Origin of the sequence: Massilia rubra (assembly GCF_011682065.1) — a bacterium.
GTDB lineage: Bacteria > Pseudomonadota > Gammaproteobacteria > Burkholderiales > Burkholderiaceae_D > Telluria_A > Telluria_A rubra.
Window position 1 is genome coordinate 64,991 of record NZ_VUYU01000030.1, and the last position, 18,004, is coordinate 82,994.

The 18,004-nt window shown below is 62.5% G+C and carries 17 protein-coding genes; all 17 read left to right on the plus strand.

What is annotated here, in order from left to right; all coding sequences use genetic code 11:
* Positions 1 to 128: 128 nt before the first annotated feature.
* Positions 129 to 1,835 carry a flagellar basal-body MS-ring/collar protein FliF gene (fliF, locus tag F0185_RS28965; protein ID WP_167230966.1) on the plus strand — a complete coding sequence of 569 codons (1,707 nt, stop codon included), beginning with the start codon at positions 129 to 131 and terminating at the stop codon, positions 1,833 to 1,835.
* Complete coding sequence (fliG, locus tag F0185_RS28970; protein WP_166880546.1) at positions 1,828 to 2,820, plus strand: flagellar motor switch protein FliG; 993 nt, start codon at positions 1,828 to 1,830, stop codon at positions 2,818 to 2,820. Before fliF ends, fliG begins: the two co-directional genes overlap by 8 nt.
* A complete protein-coding gene (locus tag F0185_RS28975) occupies positions 2,820 to 3,515 on the plus strand; it encodes a flagellar assembly protein FliH (protein WP_167230969.1) in 696 nt (231 codons plus the stop codon). Before fliG ends, F0185_RS28975 begins: the two co-directional genes overlap by 1 nt.
* Positions 3,512 to 4,927 carry a flagellar protein export ATPase FliI gene (fliI, locus tag F0185_RS28980; RefSeq protein ID WP_167230972.1) on the plus strand — a complete coding sequence of 472 codons (1,416 nt, stop codon included), beginning with the start codon at positions 3,512 to 3,514 and terminating at the stop codon, positions 4,925 to 4,927. Before F0185_RS28975 ends, fliI begins: the two co-directional genes overlap by 4 nt.
* 35 nt (positions 4,928 to 4,962) lie before the next feature.
* Positions 4,963 to 5,403, plus strand: coding sequence for a flagellar export protein FliJ (fliJ, locus tag F0185_RS28985; protein WP_166895847.1), 441 nt, complete (start codon positions 4,963 to 4,965; stop codon positions 5,401 to 5,403).
* 40 nt (positions 5,404 to 5,443) lie between these two features.
* The gene (locus F0185_RS28990) at positions 5,444 to 6,868 is read left to right on the plus strand and encodes a flagellar hook-length control protein FliK (protein ID WP_167230975.1); all 1,425 of its coding nucleotides are present in this window, start codon (positions 5,444 to 5,446) and stop codon (positions 6,866 to 6,868) included.
* Between the two features lie 220 nt (positions 6,869 to 7,088).
* On the plus strand, positions 7,089 to 7,604 hold the full coding sequence (fliL, locus tag F0185_RS28995; protein ID WP_167230978.1) for a flagellar basal body-associated protein FliL: 516 nt from the start codon (positions 7,089 to 7,091) through the stop codon (positions 7,602 to 7,604).
* Positions 7,605 to 7,610: 6 nt separating this feature from the next.
* Positions 7,611 to 8,588 carry a flagellar motor switch protein FliM gene (gene fliM, locus F0185_RS29000; RefSeq protein ID WP_166880536.1) on the plus strand — a complete coding sequence of 326 codons (978 nt, stop codon included), beginning with the start codon at positions 7,611 to 7,613 and terminating at the stop codon, positions 8,586 to 8,588.
* A gap of 14 nt (positions 8,589 to 8,602) precedes the next feature.
* Positions 8,603 to 9,016, plus strand: coding sequence for a flagellar motor switch protein FliN (fliN, locus tag F0185_RS29005; RefSeq protein WP_167081249.1), 414 nt, complete (start codon positions 8,603 to 8,605; stop codon positions 9,014 to 9,016).
* Positions 9,013 to 9,669, plus strand: a complete 657-nt coding sequence (gene fliO, locus F0185_RS29010; protein ID WP_167230979.1) for a flagellar biosynthetic protein FliO — start codon at positions 9,013 to 9,015, stop codon at positions 9,667 to 9,669. Before fliN ends, fliO begins: the two co-directional genes overlap by 4 nt.
* Positions 9,659 to 10,426 carry a flagellar type III secretion system pore protein FliP gene (fliP, locus tag F0185_RS29015; RefSeq protein ID WP_167230980.1) on the plus strand — a complete coding sequence of 256 codons (768 nt, stop codon included), beginning with the start codon at positions 9,659 to 9,661 and terminating at the stop codon, positions 10,424 to 10,426. The genes fliO and fliP overlap by 11 nt, the downstream gene beginning before the upstream one ends.
* A gap of 11 nt (positions 10,427 to 10,437) precedes the next feature.
* Positions 10,438 to 10,707, plus strand: coding sequence for a flagellar biosynthesis protein FliQ (fliQ, locus tag F0185_RS29020; RefSeq protein ID WP_166895835.1), 270 nt, complete (start codon positions 10,438 to 10,440; stop codon positions 10,705 to 10,707).
* Between the two features lie 28 nt (positions 10,708 to 10,735).
* Positions 10,736 to 11,608 (plus strand): flagellar biosynthetic protein FliR, encoded by an 873-nt coding sequence (gene fliR, locus F0185_RS29025; protein ID WP_167230981.1) that lies wholly within the window; start codon positions 10,736 to 10,738, stop codon positions 11,606 to 11,608.
* Between the two features lie 157 nt (positions 11,609 to 11,765).
* The gene (locus F0185_RS29030) at positions 11,766 to 16,277 is read left to right on the plus strand and encodes a DUF6861 domain-containing protein (RefSeq protein WP_167230982.1); all 4,512 of its coding nucleotides are present in this window, start codon (positions 11,766 to 11,768) and stop codon (positions 16,275 to 16,277) included.
* Between the two features lie 21 nt (positions 16,278 to 16,298).
* Positions 16,299 to 16,817: a hypothetical protein gene (locus tag F0185_RS29035; RefSeq protein WP_167230983.1), complete on the plus strand. Its 519-nt coding sequence runs from the start codon at positions 16,299 to 16,301 to the stop codon at positions 16,815 to 16,817.
* A 93-nt stretch (positions 16,818 to 16,910) separates the two neighbouring features.
* Positions 16,911 to 17,210, plus strand: coding sequence for a hypothetical protein (locus F0185_RS29040; protein ID WP_167230984.1), 300 nt, complete (start codon positions 16,911 to 16,913; stop codon positions 17,208 to 17,210).
* 178 nt (positions 17,211 to 17,388) lie between these two features.
* Entirely contained in the window at positions 17,389 to 17,919 is a 531-nt protein-coding gene (locus F0185_RS29045; protein ID WP_167230985.1) for a hypothetical protein, read from the plus strand.
* Positions 17,920 to 18,004: the final 85 nt, after the last annotated feature.

Here is an 18,004-nt window from a genome sequence, read left to right on the forward strand (position 1 = left end):
AAGCGCGCTCTGTTCGATGCTTTGAGCGGGGTCCCCTCCCCACATAATGGAGTCTGAGCCCCAGCCTTTGCGCAGGTTTGGGAAATTCCTACCAAGTTTCGGGCCTGGCCCGTCGGACACCCACCACCATGGCAGCTGCAACCGCAGAAGATCTCGTCGATATCCCCCCACAGGACACGCCGCCCCCGACGTTCCTGCAGACTCCGCTCGGAAAGAATTTCATCCGCGGTCTCGGCATCGCGGCGGTGCTGGCGCTGATGCTCGGTGTCTGGATGTGGAGCCAGCGCATCGAATACGGCGTCTTGTTTACCAACGTCAGCGACAAGGATGGCGGCGCCATCATGGCCTCGCTCGACCAGATGGCGGTGCCCTACAAGTTCTCCGACGGCGGCGCCTCGATCATGATCCCCAACGAACAGGTGCACGGCGTGCGCCTGAAGCTGGCCGCGCAAGGCTTGCCGAAGGGCGGCACGGTCGGCTTCGAACTGATGGAAAACCAGAAACTGGGCGTGTCCCAGTTCCACGAACAAGTCAATTACCAGCGCTCGCTCGAAGGCGAACTGGCGCGCTCGATCGAGTCGATCGCCGCCGTCAGCTCGGCGCGCGTGCACCTGGCGCTGCCGAAACCGTCGGTGTTCGTGCGCGAGCAGCAAAAGCCGACCGCCTCGGTGTTGTTGAATTTGCAAACCGGGCGCGTGATCGACCAGGCCCAGGTCAACGCCATCGTCCACCTGCTGGCCTCGAGCGTGTCGGAACTGCCGGTCTCGAACGTGACCGTGGTCGACCAGGCCGGCAACCTGCTGTCGGACCCCGACAAAACCGGCAACGGACGCAAACTCGACCCGAACCAGCTCAAATACGTGGAAGCGGTCCAGAAAAACATCATCAAGCAGGTCGAGTCGCTGATCACCCCGCTGGTCGGCCCCGGCAATGTGCGCGCCGAAGCGACCGCCGACATCGACTTCGCCCAGGTCGACACCGCCGCCGAAGTCTACAAGCCGAATTCCCCGCCGGAACCGCAATCGATCCGCAGCCAGCAAACCTCGGAAGCGAACGGCCCCGGCACCGCCAACCCGGCCGGCGTGCCGGGCGCGCTCTCCAACCAGCCGCCGGGCCTGGCCACGGCGCCCCTGACCGCCACCGGCGCCCCCGCCACCGCGCCGGGCGTCAGCACCGGCCCGACGCGCAAGGACACCACCACCAATTTTGAAGTCGACAAGACGATCCGCTACGAGCAGCGCCCGATGGGCCTGGTCAAGCGCCTGACCGTCGGCGTGCTGGTCAACCACCGCCGTTCGGTCGACGCCAGGACCGGCAAGGTCACCGTGACCCCGCTCTCGGCCGCCCAGGTCGCCCAGATCAACGACCTGGTCAAGGAAGCGATGGGTTACAACAAGGACCGTGGCGATACGCTCAACGTGACCAATGCCGCGTTCGACGGCGTCGACAAGCCGGACGTGCCGGCCGCCACGCTGGACTGGTGGCGCGACCCGGCCAACCTGCCGCTGGCCAAGGATATCGCCAAGTACCTGTTCGTGGCCGGAATCATCGCCTTCCTGTACTTCCGCCTGCTGCGTCCGATGCTGCGCCCGGTCATGACCAAGTTCGACAAGGCCCACGAACTGCCACCCGAGCCGACTGCCGCCGAAGAAGAAAAGGCCGACGAGGCCAGCATTGCCGAAGCGGCGGCGGCGGCCCAGGAAGCCGAGGCCGAGGCCGAATCGGCGCAGGACCACAGTTACCGCGCCAACCTGGCGCTGGCCAAGAAACTGGCGCAGGAAGATCCGCGCATCGTCGCAAACGTCATCAAGGCATGGGTAGGTACAAATGAATGATAATGGAATCCAGAAGGCCGCCATTCTGATGCTCGCCATCGGCGAGTCCGAGGCGGCCGAAGTGATGCGCTTCCTCGGCCCGCGCGAAGTGCTCAAACTCGGCGCGGCCATGGCCACGATGAAGAACGTGCAGCACGAACAGGTGGTCACGGTGCTCGACTCCTTCCGCGAGCAAACCGAACTCATTTCCACGGTCGGCCTCGATTCGGACGAATACATCCGCCAGGTGCTGACCAAGGCGCTGGGCGACGACAAGGCGTCGGTGCTGCTGTCGCGCATTTTGGGCGGCAAGGACGCCTCGGGCATCGAAAGCCTGAAGTGGATGGACGCCTCGTCCGTGTCGGAACTGATCCGCAACGAGCACCCGCAGATCATCGCCACCATCCTGGTCCACCTCGAGCGCGACCAGGCCTGCGAAATCCTCGGCAACTTTACCGACCGCCTGCGCAACGACGTGGTGCTGCGCATCGCCACGCTCGACGGGGTGCAGCCGGCCGCCTTGCGCGAGCTCAACGACGTGCTGACCAAACTGCTGTCGGGTAACGAGAACATCAAGAAATCGTCGCTCGGCGGGGTGCGCGCGGCGGCCGAAATCCTCAACTTCATGAGCGGCGAGCAAGAGGGTTCGGTGATGGACAACATCAAGAACTACGACAACGACATGGCGCAAAAGATCATGGACGAGATGTTCGTGTTCGACAACATCATCGATATCGACGATCGCGGCATCCAGCTGCTGCTGCGCGAGGTGCAGTCCGAAATGCTGATCATGGCGCTCAAGGGCGCGTCCCAGGAACTGCGCGAAAAAATCTTCCGCAACATGTCGGCGCGCGCCGGCGAGATGATGCGCGAAGACCTCGAATCGAAAGGACCGGTGCGCCTGTCCGAAGTCGAAACCCAGCAAAAACAAATCCTGCAGATCGTGCGCCGCCTGTCCGACGAAGGCCAGATCGTGCTCGGCAAAGGTGAGGATTCCTTCGTCTGATGGCTACCCTTCCAAAAGAACTGCAAACCGCGTACCAGCGCTGGGAAATGAATTCCTTCGACCGCGTGCCGGAGCCGGAACCGGTGTTTCTCGACACCCGCCTGGAAGAGGCGGCGCCGCCAGCGCCGCCAGCGCCGGAACTGCCCTCCGACGAAGAACTGGCCGCCATCCGCGAGCAGGCGCGCCTGGAAGGCTTTGATGCGGGCCACGCGGCCGGCCACGAAGCCGGTTACGCCGACGCGCTCGCGCAGGGGCGCGAGGAAAACGCGCTTGAGCTGGCCAACCTGCAATCGATCGCCGCCAGCTTCGCCCAGGCCCTGGCGCAGGCCGACGAGAGCATCGCCAACGACATGCTGGAGCTTAGCCTGCAGCTGGCCAAGAACATGCTGCGCATCGCGCTCGAGGTCAAGCCCGAGCTGATCATCCCGGTGGTGCGCGACGCCATCTCGTACCTGCCGGTGCTGCAACAGCCAGCCTTGCTGATGCTCAATCCGGACGATGCGCGCCTGGTGCGCGAGCAAATCGGCGAAGAACTCGACAAGGGCGGCTGGCGCGTGGTGGATGACGCCCAGATCGGCCGGGGCGGCTGCAAGATCGATACCGCCAGCAACCAGATCGACGCCCAGGCCGAGGTGCGCTGGCAACGCCTGGCCCATGCGCTCGGCAAGAACGACGTGGAGTGGCTGAACCGATGAGCCAGTCCGATCCCGCCGCCACGCCCGACAAACACACGGCGCGCTGGTCCGCTTACCTGCGCGACTGCAGCACCCTGGTCGGCTTCGTCGAGCCGCAGCTGGTGTCGGGCCGGATTACCCGCGTGGCCGGGCTGGTCATGGAATGCGTGGGACTCAAGCTGGCCGTGGGCAGCGCCTGCACCATCCCTATGCCGGCCGGCAACCGGGTCGAGGCGGAAGTGGTCGGCTTCGACGGCGACCGCCTGTTCCTGATGCCGCAAAGCGATGTCGAAGGCATCGTCCCCGGCACCAAGGTGCTGCCGGTCGAAGCCACCCTGCCGCGTCCCGGTTCGGTGGCGCATCCACGGCGCCGTCCGAGCGACCGCGCGCGCCACCTGCCGGTCGGCATGGGCCTCTTGGGCCGGGTGGTGGACGGCGCCGGCCGGCCTTTGGACGGCCTGGGCCCCCTGCTCACCGACGACAGCGGCCCGATCAACGTGCGCCCCGCCAATCCGCTCGACCGCGCCCCCATCGTCGAAACGCTCGACGTCGGCATCCGCGCGATCAACGCCATGCTCACCGTCGGCCGTGGCCAGCGCCTGGGCCTGTTCGCCGGCTCCGGCGTCGGTAAATCGGTGCTGTTGGGAATGATGGCGCGCTATACCAAGGCCGACGTGGTCGTGGTTGGCCTGATCGGCGAACGGGGCCGCGAGGTCAAGGAATTCATCGAACACATCCTCGGACCGGAAGGCCTGGCGCGGGCCGCCGTCGTGGCGGCCCCGGCCGACACACCGCCGCTGATGCGCCTGCAAGGCGCGGCCTACACCACGGCGATTGCCGAACATTTCCGCGACCAGGGCAAGAACGTGCTCATGATCATGGATTCGCTGACCCGCTACGCCATGGCGCAGCGCGAAATCGCCCTGGCCATCGGCGAGCCGCCGGCCACCAAGGGCTATCCGCCGTCGGTGTTCGCCAAGCTGCCGGTGCTGGTGGAACGGGCCGGCAACGGCCTGCAGGGCGGCGGCTCGATCACCGCGTTCTACACCGTGCTGACCGAAGGCGACGACCAGCAAGACCCGATCGCCGACTCGGCGCGCGCCATCCTGGACGGCCACTTCGTGCTCAACCGGCGCCTGGCCGAGGCCGGCCACTATCCGGCCATCGATATCGAGCAATCGATCAGCCGCGCCATGCACACCATTACCAGCACCGCCCACCAGCACGCGGCGCGGCGCCTCAAGCAACTGTATTCGCGCTTCGAGCGCTCGCGCGACCTGATCACGGTCGGCGCCTACGCCCACGGCAGCGACCCGGTGCTCGACCAGGCCATCGCCCTGAACGACAAGATCGAAGCTTTCCTGTGCCAGGAGATCGGCGACAACATCGGCATGCCGCAGAGCTTGGCCGAATTGACCGCTCTGTTCTCGTGATGGAATAGCGGACGGGATGCCTATAATGATGCATTATGGCAAAACAAACCGTCCTCGATACCCTGCTCGAACTGGCCCAGCGCGACACCGACGATGCCGCCAAGCGGCTGGGGGTGGCGCTCAAGGCGGCCGAGGAAACCGAACAAAAGCTGCAAATGCTGCTCGGCTACCTGGAAGATTACGCGCAAAAGCTGGACGCGGCCCAGCGCAACGGCATTACGCCGATGGCGTACGCCAATTTCATTGCCTTCATGGGCAAGCTGGAGCACGCCATCATGGGCCAGCGCGAGATCGTCAAGCACGCGCATCACCGGAGCGCGGTGGAAAAGGGCTTGTGGCAAGCCAGCGAGCGCAAGCGGGTGTCGTACCGCACCCTGAACGAGCGCGCCGCCACCGAAGCCTTGCGCCTGGAAAACAAGCGCGACCAGAAACAGATGGATGAACACGCCGCCCGCCAGGCTTATTACAAACGTTGATGCACCGGCCGCCGCCAATACAACCAACCGATCGCCCGCCATGTCCACTACTCCCATCGCCCAGCAAGTCGCTGCCCTGAACGCCACCCCGGCCCCGGCGCGCACCAATGCCGCCGCCGCGCAACCGGCGGTACAGTTCGGCCAGACCCTCTCGCGCGAGATCGCGCAGCGCCAGGGCATGAGCCAGCAGCCGCCCGCGCCCGCCGCCAAGGCAGCCGCGCCGCGCCCCGCCGAGAAAGCCCCGGCCGCGCGTACGGAACAAGGCGCCAAGGCCGAGCAGGCCGCCGCGCCCGCGCCGGACGCCGCGCCAGCCCGCTCGCCAGCGCCAGCGAACAATAATCCCCAGGCCCAATCGAGCGAGAACGGCGGCGCCCCCGCCGGCGACGACAGCGCGGCTGCGGCAGCCGCCGCCGACAGCGCCGCCGCCGCGGCCGCGCGCGCCGAATTGCCCTTGGCCGACATGCTGGCCCTGGTCGCCAGCCTGACCCAGCCGGCGCAAGCGGCGGCCGCGCCGGTCGCCCTTGACCCGGCCTGGAGCACGCTGGCCTCAAACCGCGCCACCGGCGCCGCCACCGACCCGAGCCTGGCGGCCGACGCCGCCCTGGCCGCCTTCAGCGCTCCCGCCATGGCGGCTGCCGGGCGCTTTGCGACGGTCGACGGCGGCCCCACCCCGCCCGCTGTGGGCGCGCTGGGCCTGCCCACCGAACCGGCGCTGACGATGGAGGCCGACGCCTCTCCTCAGGGCGACCTGCGCTCCATGCTCGAAGGCACCATGCCGCGCGCCGCCGGCGCCACTGCCGACAGCGCCCAGGACAAAGGTACGGCGGCGCAAACGACGGCGCTGCAAACGGCGGCCATCCCAGGCGACAGCGCCAAACTGGCAAGCAGCGCGCGCGAGCTGCCGGAGGCGATTACCGCCATCGACACCAAGGCGGCCGAGCCGGCGCCGCTTGCCGCGCCGCTGCAACAAGCCGCCGTCGGCCTGGCGCAAGCGGCCAATGGCGGCGCCGACAAACTGTCGGCGCGGGTCGGCACCCCGGCCTGGGATAACCAGGTCGGCCAGAAAATCGTCTGGATGGTGGCCGGCAAGGAACAAAGCGCCACCCTGACGCTCAATCCGCCCGACCTCGGCCCGGTCCAGGTGGTGCTCAACATCAGCGGCGACAACGCCAGCGTGACGTTCTCCTCGGGCGAACTGGAAGTGCGCCAGGCACTGGAAAACGCCATGCCGAAACTGCGTGAAATGATGGATGACAGCGGCATCTCGCTGGGCAACGCCAGCGTCAACGCCGGCATGCCCGAGCAGCGCCAGGACCAGGGCGAGCGCACCACCGCCGGCAACGGCGGCGGTAGCGGCGGCCTGGGCGGCATCATCAACGGCAGCGCGGCCGACGCCAATGAGCGCCTGGCCGCCAGAACCCCGGTGCAAGGCGCCGGCCTGGGCCTGGTCGACACCTTCGCCTGATCAGGCCAGGCATGCGGACTTGTCGATTTGCCTAGCCTTCCCGGCCATGCGCGCAAGGCAGCGTATGAAAAGCGCATCGGATGTCGATGCCAAGCCACGAGTTGGGCCGCGATCGGCCCTGTTTTCCACGCATCTGCCCGCTCATTTCCTCGCGATAATGACATAATGACGGCATGATCCACCGACGCTGTCTTGAGGTACTTTGAAAGCGAAAGCAAACATGAAAGCTGCAGCTCCCCCTGACGCGGCCGTCAAGCCGCCATCGAAGAAAATGGCCATGATCGGTGCGATCGTGGCCGTCTTGGTGCTGGGCGGCGGCGGCGCGGGCTGGTTCCTGATGCACGACAAGGGCGGCGACGAGGCCGAAGAAACCGCGAAGCCGAGCAAAAAGAAGAAAAAGGCCGCCAAGGCGCATGCGGCGCCGGTGTTCGCCCCGCTCGAAGTATTTACCGTCAACCTGCAACCGGACGCCGACCTGGAGCACATGCTGCAGGTCTCGATCACGCTCGAGATGGCCGGCCAGGAACAGGCCGACCTGGTCAAGAACAATATGCCGAAGGTGCGCAGCCGCGTGCTGCTGCTGCTGTCGGCCAAGAAGGCGTCGGAGCTGACCACGGTCGAAGGCAAGACCAAGCTGGCCGAGGAAGTCATGGAAGCGATCAAGAAGCCGTTCACCGAGCACGAAGAGCCTCAGGAAGTCAACGAAGTCATGTTCACCCAGTTCATCATCCAGTGATCCTCCATGGCCGATAATTTTCTCTCGCAGGAAGAAGTCGATGCGCTGCTCAAGGGCGTCAACGGCGACGCCGACGAAGCCTCCGCGCCCGAAGACAACACGGGCGTACGCACCTACAACCTGGCCACGCAAGAACGGATCGTGCGCGGGCGCATGCCGACGCTCGAGATCATCAACGAGCGTTTCGCGCGCTTGCTGCGGGTCGGGCTGTTCAACTACATCCGCCGCAGCGCCGAAGTGTCGGTGGGCTCGGTGCGGGTCTCCAAATACAGCGAATTCATCCGCAACCTGGTGGTGCCGACCAACCTCAACCTGGTCCACATGAAGCCGCTGCGCGGCACGGCCCTGATCGTGTTCGATCCGGGCCTGGTGTTTTTGCTGGTCGATAATCTGTTCGGCGGCGACGGACGCTTTCATACCCGGGTCGAGGGCCGCGACTTTACCCAGACCGAGCAGCGCATCATCTTGCGCATCCTCGATATCGTGTTCGATTCGTATGCGAAATCGTGGGAACCGGTGTATCCGGTCGAATTCGAGTACATCCGCTCCGAAATGAACACCCAGTTCGCCAACATCGCCACCCCGAACGAGGTGGTGGTGTCGTCGACGTTCACCATCGAGCTCGGTTCGGTGAGCGGCCAGATCCACATCTGCATGCCGTATTCGATGATCGAGCCGATCCGCGACACGCTCACCTCCAGCCTGCAGGGCGAGGCGCTGGAAGTCGACAAGCGCTGGATCCGCCTGATGACGCAGCAGATCCAGATCGCCGAAGTCGAGCTGGTGGCGGTGCTGGGCACGGCGCGCGCCTCGTTCGACGAGATTCTCAATTTCAAGGTGGGCGACATCGTCCCCCTCAACGTACCCGAACAGATCCAGGCCACCGTCGATGGGGTGCCGGTGATGGATTGCACGTATGGCGTGCTCAACGGACAATATGCGCTAAAGGTCGAGAAACTGCTCGCCAATGCGGACACCAAATAATTTAGGAGAGCACTATGTCCGATACTACCGATGACGACGCAATGGACGACTGGGGCGCGGCCATTGCCGAGCAGGCCAAGGCGGAAGCCGAAGCGCTGCAAACCCAGGCAGCCAGCGCGGCCGTGTTCAAGGATTTTTCGAACAAGGGCACCAAGCCCGACACGCCGAACGATATCGACTTCATCCTCGACATTCCAGTCCAGCTCACGGTCGAGCTGGGACGGACCAAGATCGCCATCAAGAACCTGCTGCAACTGGCCCAGGGTTCGGTGGTCGAGCTTGACGGCTTGGCCGGCGAGCCGATGGACGTGCTGGTCAACGGCTGCCTGATCGCCCAGGGCGAGGTGGTGGTGGTGAACGATAAATTCGGTATTCGCCTGACGGACATCATCACGCCGTCCGAACGGATTCGAAAACTCAATAAATGACGGCGCGCTTGCTTGCCGCCGTGGCGCTGGCGTGCAGCCTGGCGCCGGGCTTGGCCGCCGCCCAGGCGGCCGCCGCGGCTGCGCCCGCGGCATCCGCGCCGGTTAAGTCCGTTCCTGCCGCCGCATCGGCGCCGGTCACATCGGTTCCAGCGGCATCGGCGCCGGTCGCTTCGGCGCCAGCGGCAGCGGTTTCCGCCGCCGCCGAGGCACCGGCCAGCGTTGCCGTGGTTGCGGCCCCTGCCCCGGCGCCCGTGGCCACCCTGCCCTCCGCCGCCGTGCCAGCAACGCCAGGTCCGATGGCGGGACCGTCGGCCGGCAACCTGCTGCAAACCATTTTCGCCCTGACCCTGGTGCTGGCGCTCTTGGGCGCGATGGTCTGGTTCATGAAGCGCTTCGGCCCGCAGGCAGCCGCCGGCGCGGCCCAGATGCGCACCATCGGCGCGCTCAGTTTGGGCGGGCGCGAACGGGTGATCGTCATCGAAGTGGGCGACCAGTGGATCGTGGTGGGCGCTTCGCCCGGCCGCATCAACGCGCTGGCCACCATGCCCAAGCAGGAAAGCGCGGGCGGCCCCGCCGTGCTGGCCAACGGCCCCGCGTCCGGCACGTTTGCCGAATGGCTGAAACAGACGATCGACAAACGCAATGGACGCTAAGCGCACTTCTGTTTTGACGCATCACGCGCGGCGCTGGCTACCGCTGCTGGCGCTCGCTTTCCCCGCGCTGGCCTTGGCTGCGCCGGGCATCCCGACCTTCACCAGCGCGCCGGCGGCGGGCGGCGGCACGGCGTACTCGCTGCCGGTGCAGACGCTGCTGTTGATGACGGCGCTGTCGTTCATCCCGGCGGTGCTGCTGATGATGACCAGTTTTACCCGCATTATCATCGTGCTCTCCTTGCTGCGCCAGGCGATCGGCACCCAGTCGGCCCCGCCCAACCAGGTGATGGTGGGGTTGGCGCTGTTCCTGACCCTGTTCGTCATGGGCCCGGTGTTCGACAAGATTTATGTGGACGCCTACCAGCCGCTGCAAGAAAACAAGATCGAGATGAACGTCGCCATGGACCGCGCCGTGGCGCCGCTGAAAACCTTCATGATCCGGCAGACGCGCCAGGCCGACCTGGCCATGTTCGTCAAGATTTCGCGCTCGGCCGCCTTGCAGGGGCCGGAAGACATTCCGCTGCGCATACTGATTCCGGCGTTTGTGACCAGTGAACTGAAAACCGCGTTCCAGATCGGCTTCGCCATCTTCATTCCGTTTCTCATCATCGACATGGTGGTGGCGTCGGTGTTGATGTCGATGGGGATGATGATGATGTCGCCGGCGGTCATTTCGCTGCCCTTCAAGCTGATGCTGTTCGTGCTGGTCGATGGGTGGCAACTGCTGCTCGGCTCGCTCGCACAGAGTTTCTATTAGCGAGGCTGCCGATGACTCCCGAAAGCGTAATGACAATGGGCCGCACGGCCATGGAAGTGACCCTGATGGTGGCCGCGCCCATGCTGCTGGTGGCGCTGATCATCGGCCTGATCGTCAGCATCTTCCAGGCCGCCACCCAGATCAATGAAGCGACCCTGTCCTTCATTCCTAAGCTGGTCGGCATTTTTGTCGCCCTGATCGTGGCCGGACCGTGGATGCTGGCGGTCATGCTCGACTACATGCGCCAGGTGTTTAGCGGCATTCCCGGCCTGGTCAACTGACGCGCCCGCGCGCGTCACATCCCATCGCATGATCACCTTTACCAGCATCGAGATGAATGCGTGGATCGCAGGGCTGCTGTGGCCGCTGACCCGCATTCTCGGGCTGATCACGGCCGCGCCGCTGTTCGGCAATGCCAGCGTGCCGGTGCCGGTGAAGATTGCGCTCGGCGTGCTGCTGGCGAGTATTATCGCGCCGACCATTCCGGCGCTGCCGGCGGCCGATCCGCTGTCGATGGCGGGGCTGTTGATTTTGGTGCAGGAAATGCTGATCGGGGTGGCGATGGGCTTTGCCATCCGCCTGGTGTTCGCCGCCATCGAAATGGCCGGCGAGATTTGCAGCCTGACCATGGGACTGGGCTTTGCCAGCTTTTTCGACCCGCTGACCAAGGGGCGTTCGTCGGCCGTGAGCCAGTTTTTGGCGCTGATTGCGACCATGGCGTTTTTGGCCGCCAATGCGCACCTGGTGCTGCTCGAAGCGCTGGCCGAGAGTTTTATCACGATGCCGATTTCGGCCACCCCGATGTCGTCGTCGGCGGAATGGGAGATGGCCAAATGGGGCGGGCTGATCTTCAGCGCGGGGCTGCATCTGTCACTGCCGATCGTGGCGGCGCTGCTCATTACCCAGGTGGCGCTGGGCATTTTGACGCGCGCGGCACCGCAGTTGAATATTTTCGGGATTGGCTTTCCGATCACACTGGGGGTGGGCATGCTGGTGATTGTGATGGTGCTGCCTTACCTGGGCAATCCGTTCCAGGTGCTGTTCAACCAGGGCATTGAAACGGCGCGCCGGGTGCCGCGCCTGGCGGCTACGCCGCAGGCGCCTGCCACGCCAGCGCGGGCGGACAGGCCTGCCGCGCTACCGGTCGGACCTGTTGAAGGCACACCCGGCCAGCGGCGCTGAGCCGGGCTTTGCAGGCTCGCGCGAGCTGGTAATTCGTCCACATCAGCCCGGTTTTTGAGTTGGCAGTTCAATATCGTATAAAATGATGTAAGCACAAGATTGCATTCCCAATATCAACCAAACTGATTTACGTTACCCGCAAAGAAAGATCCGCTCCATGAGCACTTTTGACATCCCTATCGATTTCCAGCAGATCCGCAATGCCTTGGGCACCTTCGAGCGGACTTACGTGACGGGTGGCGCGAAGGCAGTCAATGATATTGAGAAACGCCTGGAGCGGTTTTCTAAATCGCATCCATTGCCCACTGTAAGGGGCGTGGTGCAGCAATTCCCAGGGGGAAATTGCCTGATTGCGGTCAACGACGCGCTGGACGCATCGGACAAGCTCGTCGCTCAGATGTTAGCAGCCGCCGTCCAAGGGCTCGACTTCAAAATGGTCCAAAGCATCCTCATGGAAGCAGCCAAAGAAATTGCCATGTACCTCGGGGGAGGAGCTGTCTTGGGTGGCACAGCGGGCGGTGCGCTTGGCGCGTTGGCCGGCGGCGTCGGCGCGGTGCCAGGCGCAGTGGTCGGCGCCCAACTTGGCATGCAAATTGGCAGCGCCATCATGGCGCTGATGGGTCTGGAAGACCTGGTGGATGGTTTCGTTAGCGTGGTGTCGTTGCTTGTTAAGCCCATCATTGAGGGCTTCGCTTTAGCGGTCCGCGCCGGTATGCTTTCCGACAAACAACGTGAGCAATATCCCATGCTCATGAAGGGGGCGACCGAGGCTTTTGCACAAGGCAAGTTCATCCTGGTTATCGGGCTGATGGCGGCGCTTGCGCAGCTGGTGTTGCGTAAAGGAGTGACTCTTGCGGTTGATAAAGTCGGCGGCAGCAAATTAGGGAATGGGTTTGCCGCCTGGTTGAAGAAGAACCAGCAAATCATTAAAGAGCATCCGGCCCTCAAGCCGAAAAGCCGTGCAGCGGCGCAAGGGCCGGCCAAGGGGCCGAGCCCGGAAAAACCGGCGCCGGCGAAGCCGGAGGGTGCCAAGCCCAAGCAGAATGAAGCGCAAAATGAAGGACAGGCAAAGATTGATTGCCCGACCTGCGTACTTAAAGCAAATCCGGTCAATCCGATCTCGGGTAGCAAAATCTTTGCAGGCGATATCGACTTGGACTTCGCGCTGCCTGCAGCGCTGCCGCTGGTGTGGCAACGCACTTACAGCTCGGCCCAACGGCAAGCCGGCTGGCTGGGCTCCGGTTGGAGCACGCCGCTATCGATTGCCCTGGAAATCAATGTCGACAGCGTCGTCGTGCTCGACCCTTTCGCGCGCGAGATCACATTTTCGTTGCCGGGCATCGGCGAATCGCTGTACTCGCCGTCCGAGAAAATCACATTGGTGCGCACGCACGACAGCAGCTTCGAGCTGGTCGGCGACAAGGGGGAGCGTGACCTGTTCGCCCTGTCCACCACTAGCAGCAATATTGCCCGCCTGGTTGGACAAATAGACGCCAACGGCAACCGGATCACGATCACCTACAACCAGCGTCAACTGCCAGAGAGGATCGAAGACAGCGCCGGGCGCGGCTACCTGCTGGCGTTCGAAGACCACCGGGGCTACCCGCGCTTGCGCAGCATTGTCATGCAGCCGGCCGAACCCGAGAGCGACACCGAACTGCTGGTCGAATACGACTATGATGAACTCGGTAACCTGGCAAAGGTGAGCAACGGCCAGGGCGAGGTAACGCGCCAGTTCGCCTATCGCAACCATGTGCTTGTCGAACACAGCCTTCCGGGCGGTGTGGTGTCGCGCTACGAATACGATGAGTACGCCGCCAGCGGCAAGGTCACGCGAAACTGGATCAACAACGGCTTGTCGTGGAACTTTCGCTACCTGGAACAGGAAACCGTCGTCACCGATAACCTGGGGCGCGAAGAGCGTTATCGATTCGACGCCCGGAAGCGCTTTATCGGCATGGTAAACGCAGCCGGCGGCGTGACCACGCGCCACCTCGACAGTCACGGCAACCTTCTCACCATCACGGATCCGGGCGGACGTCGCACCAGCTACCGTTACGACCAGCGTAGCCGCGTAACCCGCATCGAAAGCGACGGCAAGGGCACGGGGATCGTCTACGACAGCCGCTTCGACAAGCCGGCGATGATTACTGATGCACTCGGTGCCACAACAGCGCTGCGTTACGACGCGTTCGGCAACTTGACGAGCGTGACCGATGCACTGGGTCAGCGTACGTCCTATCAGTACGATGCGAACGGCTTGCCGGTCAAGGTGACAGACGCCGCAGGCGGCGTCAAGAAACTCGCCTACAATCGCGCCGCACAACTGATCAGCTACACCGACTGCTCGAACAACACGACCCACTTCAGCTACGACGACAAGGGCCGGCTGCTGCGCGCCACCGACGCCAACGGCAACAGCACCGTCTACAGCTACGACCCACTCGGCCGGCCTGTAGGGACCGAAAAGTCCGAGGGCGGTGAAAGCTACGAGTACGATCCGCTGGGACGCCTGATCGCACACATCGACCCGCTCGGCAATCGCACCAGCTACGTGCTCGACACCGATGGACAGCCGCTCAAACGCATCGACGCGCGTGGCGGCGTGATGGAATACCGCTACGACGATGCTCGACGTGTGGCAGAGCTGATCAACGAAAACGGCGACGCGCACCGCTTCGTCTACGACGCGCTAGATCGCCTGATTGAAGAAACCGGCTTCGATGCGCGCCTGACGCGTTACCGCTACGACGACAGCGGCCAGATCACAGCCAAGGAAGAACTTGGCAGCGGCGAGCGCAATGAATTCACGCGCATCGACACGCACTTCAGTCGAGACAGCGCCGGCCAGCTCGTCGAAAAGCTCATCTCGCGCACCACGGGCGAGGCCCAGGCAGAACAACTGCGCCTGCGCTACGCCTACGATTCAGTCGGTCGGATGACCCAGGCCATCAATGCCGACGCCGAAGTAAGCCTGCGCTACGACGTGCTGGGCCAACTGGTGGGCGAGCATACGAAGGCCCGCGACTTCAGCTCCGAGCTGCGCCACGAGTACGACGAGCTGGGCAACCGGATCAAGACGGTTTTGCCTGACGGGCGCGTTCTGAACAACCTGTTTTACGGTTCGGGACACCTGCATCAAATCAACATCGACGGCGACGTCATTACAGATATCGAGCGCGACAAGCTGCACCGTGCCACCAGCCGCACTCAGGGCACGCTGACCAGTCAGTTCCAGTACGACCCGGTGGGCCGGCTGTTGGCGCAGGTCGCAGGCCATCTGGGCGTGGGTGCAAGCGCCGAGCCGGTAATCGCGCGCCGTTATGAGTACGACGAGAGCGGCAACCTGCTGGCGGTCGATGACAAGCGCAACGGTCGCAAGACCTACAGCTACGACGTGATCGGCCGCATCATGAGTGCCGTGCAGCCGAACCTGGCGGAGCGCTTTGCGTTCGATCCAGCGCACAATTTGCTCGATGAAACGGTTGCCAGCGCCGGCCGGGTTGAAGGAAACCGCGTGCGGGTGTTCGAGGACAAACGCTACGACTACGATGCGCACGGTAACCTGACCGAAAAGCTGACCGGCAAGCACACGCGCCTGAAGCTGGAGTGGAATGCGGCGCATCAACTGGCCAAGTCGGTTGTGACGCGCAATGCCCAGGAAGCGAATCCGACGGTGCAGACCGTCAAGTACGCCTACGATCCCTTTGGACGCAGGATCGCGAAGCGCGATGCGTTTGGCATGACGCGTTTTGTATGGGATGGGAATCGTCTGCTGTGCGAGGCGCGCGGGAAATGGGAGCGCACGTATATTTATGAACCGGAATCGTTCGTGCCGCTGGCGCAGTTGGATACGGTCGCCGAGGATGGCGGCGACGAGCGCCGCAGTGAAGTCCACCATATCCACACCGACCACCTTGGCACGCCGAATGAGGTGACAGACCACCAAGGCGAGATCGTGTGGGCGTCGGAGTACAAGGCCTGGGGCAATGTGCTACGTGTCGTCCAGGCTGCGCCGAAGACCCGCAGTTTGGTCGCTGTTGAGGCTGAGGCTGCGAATGATATTGCCGAGTTCCAGCCGATCCGTTTTCTGGGCCAGTATCATGACACCGAAACAGGCTTGAACTACAACCGATTCCGCTACTATGATGCTGACTGCGGGCGGTACGTTTCGCTAGATCCGATCGGTTTGGCAGGCGGCAGTAACTCGTACCAATACGCGCCAAATCCAAGCGGATGGACAGATCCTCTTGGATTGACGAAAACCTGTGACTGCGGTGGCGCAAAAAAGCCAGATCCACGTCCTTTTGGGCCCAGCACTGCAGATCCAAATGAAATAAATTTCACCCAACCAGGTGTAAATAAGAACGTGCTTGATTATGTAGACGACATGAAGAACAACAAGTGGGATTGGAACAAATCTGGCCCCCTTAGAGTTATGGAGGTTGATGGGAAACTAGTGTCGTACGACAATCGACGCCTTACAGCTAGTCGGCTTAGCGGCCAGAAAAGTGTTCCGATAGAAATTTTAGATCCAAATGCAATTATGCCTGGCTCGAAGAAAACATGGCAGAAAGCATTTGACATACGACGAAATAAGGAAATCAATCGTGTTGATGGGAAGCCCGTGCCACCAACAGGGTTGCCCAATCTACCGAAAATCAATTAAATATTGAGATAAAATCGACAAATGACAATTGCTAACCATACATCTGAAATCGATAGTCTTTTAGTTAAACGCCTCTGGAATAATGAAGAGTGTCCATATTTTGACTTAATCATGTTTGCAGATGGAAAAATTTTCCCTTTGCAACCTCTTAGTGACTCCGATTGCGGCACTATCATTTTGAAGTCGAACTCATGGATTCCTGCCTCACAAATTGCCGGCATTGACATTAGTGACAATCTAAATGAAGGGTTTGCTTCGCTTTATCACAAAGATTTGTCAGAATCGGATTTGACCATTTCGTGCGGCGAATGCTGCTCATCAGGGGAGAATGGATTTATTTCTCTGATAAACTCATCTTCTGGAGACCTTATTTGGCTGGTATTTTTGGTATCTTCCAATCCATTTTCGTCGGTGGACGTTGATAAAGATGAAATAATCGCCCATAGTACCGATGGACGAAAGTTTCGTCTTAATCTTGAAAATCCTGATAGTGTCGAAATTATTAGCGCAGGCGGCACGGGGTCAGTGCCTACAAACTAACACGAACTGAACATTGGGCAGCCCAAGTCGCCTTCGTGAACGTTTCGATGCTTTCCAGGCGAATCGCTGTACTCGCCTTCCGAGAAAATCATTTTGGTGCGCACGAAAGAGCGCTGCTTCGAACTGGTTGACGACAAAGGGGAGCGCGATCTGTTCGCCCTGCCCGACTCCGCTCACAACATCGCCCGCCTGGTCGGCCAGATGGACGCCAACGGCAACCGGATCATCATCGCGTACAACCAGCGCCAACTGCCTGAGCACATCGAGGACAGCGCCGGGCGCGGCTACCTGCTAATGTTTGAAGACCTGAGGTGTACTGTCAATAGTGGACAGGTCCGCGGGACGGCACGGGGTCAGGGCACGGGTCAGTGCCTACAAACTAACACGGGCTGAACACTAGGCATTCCTAAGTCGCCTTTGTGGACGTTCGATGCTTTCCAGGCCAGATCACCTTCTCAACGGCAGAGCGGCACGGGGTCAGCGCCTGCAAACTACCATGGGCTGAATGTTAGGCGGTCCCGAGTCGCCTTAGTGGACGTTTCGATGTTTACCCGGCGAGATCGCCTTCTCCTTGCCCGGCATCGGCGAATCGCTGTACTCGCCGTCCGAAAAAATCACGCTCGTGCACACGCACGAGCGCTGCTTCAAGCTGGTTGACGACAAAGGCGAGCGCGATCTGTCCGCCCTGCCGGATTCCGCTCACAACATCGCCCGTTTGGTGGGCCAGATGGACGCCAACGGCAACCGGATCACCATTTCCTACAACCTGCGCCAGTTGCCGGAGCGGGTCGAGGACAGCGCCGGGCGCGCCTACCTGCTGGCGTTTGAAGACCATCGGGGCTACCCGCGCCTGCGTAGCATTGTCATGCAGCCGGCCGATCCCGAGAGCGACACCGAACTGCTGGTCTCGTACGACTACGATGCAAGCGGCAACCTGGCCAAGGTCAGCAACGGCGAGGGCGACGTGATGCGCCAGTTCGCCTATCGCAATCATGTGATGGTCGAACACAGCCAGCCTGGCGGACTGTTGTCGCGCTATGAATACGACGAGTACGCAGCCAGCGTAAGCATCCAGCCCGCCCACCTTTCTTCCGTTCCATAAATTGTCCACACTGTGATCTTCAACTTGGAGATAGAGATGGCAAATTTGGAACGCGAGTCATTGTGGGAGGAGCGGGTTGCGCAAT

Coding starts and splice junctions, on each gene's coding strand:
- fliF (WP_167230966.1), top strand. CDS start 129: ATGGCAGCTGCAACCGCAGAAGATCTCGTCGATATCCCCCCACAGGAC.
- fliG (WP_166880546.1), top strand. CDS start 1,828: ATGAATGATAATGGAATCCAGAAGGCCGCCATTCTGATGCTCGCCATC.
- F0185_RS28975 (WP_167230969.1), top strand. CDS start 2,820: ATGGCTACCCTTCCAAAAGAACTGCAAACCGCGTACCAGCGCTGGGAA.
- fliI (WP_167230972.1), top strand. CDS start 3,512: ATGAGCCAGTCCGATCCCGCCGCCACGCCCGACAAACACACGGCGCGC.
- fliJ (WP_166895847.1), top strand. CDS start 4,963: ATGGCAAAACAAACCGTCCTCGATACCCTGCTCGAACTGGCCCAGCGC.
- F0185_RS28990 (WP_167230975.1), top strand. CDS start 5,444: ATGTCCACTACTCCCATCGCCCAGCAAGTCGCTGCCCTGAACGCCACC.
- fliL (WP_167230978.1), top strand. CDS start 7,089: ATGAAAGCTGCAGCTCCCCCTGACGCGGCCGTCAAGCCGCCATCGAAG.
- fliM (WP_166880536.1), top strand. CDS start 7,611: ATGGCCGATAATTTTCTCTCGCAGGAAGAAGTCGATGCGCTGCTCAAG.
- fliN (WP_167081249.1), top strand. CDS start 8,603: ATGTCCGATACTACCGATGACGACGCAATGGACGACTGGGGCGCGGCC.
- fliO (WP_167230979.1), top strand. CDS start 9,013: ATGACGGCGCGCTTGCTTGCCGCCGTGGCGCTGGCGTGCAGCCTGGCG.
- fliP (WP_167230980.1), top strand. CDS start 9,659: ATGGACGCTAAGCGCACTTCTGTTTTGACGCATCACGCGCGGCGCTGG.
- fliQ (WP_166895835.1), top strand. CDS start 10,438: ATGACTCCCGAAAGCGTAATGACAATGGGCCGCACGGCCATGGAAGTG.
- fliR (WP_167230981.1), top strand. CDS start 10,736: ATGATCACCTTTACCAGCATCGAGATGAATGCGTGGATCGCAGGGCTG.
- F0185_RS29030 (WP_167230982.1), top strand. CDS start 11,766: ATGAGCACTTTTGACATCCCTATCGATTTCCAGCAGATCCGCAATGCC.
- F0185_RS29035 (WP_167230983.1), top strand. CDS start 16,299: ATGACAATTGCTAACCATACATCTGAAATCGATAGTCTTTTAGTTAAA.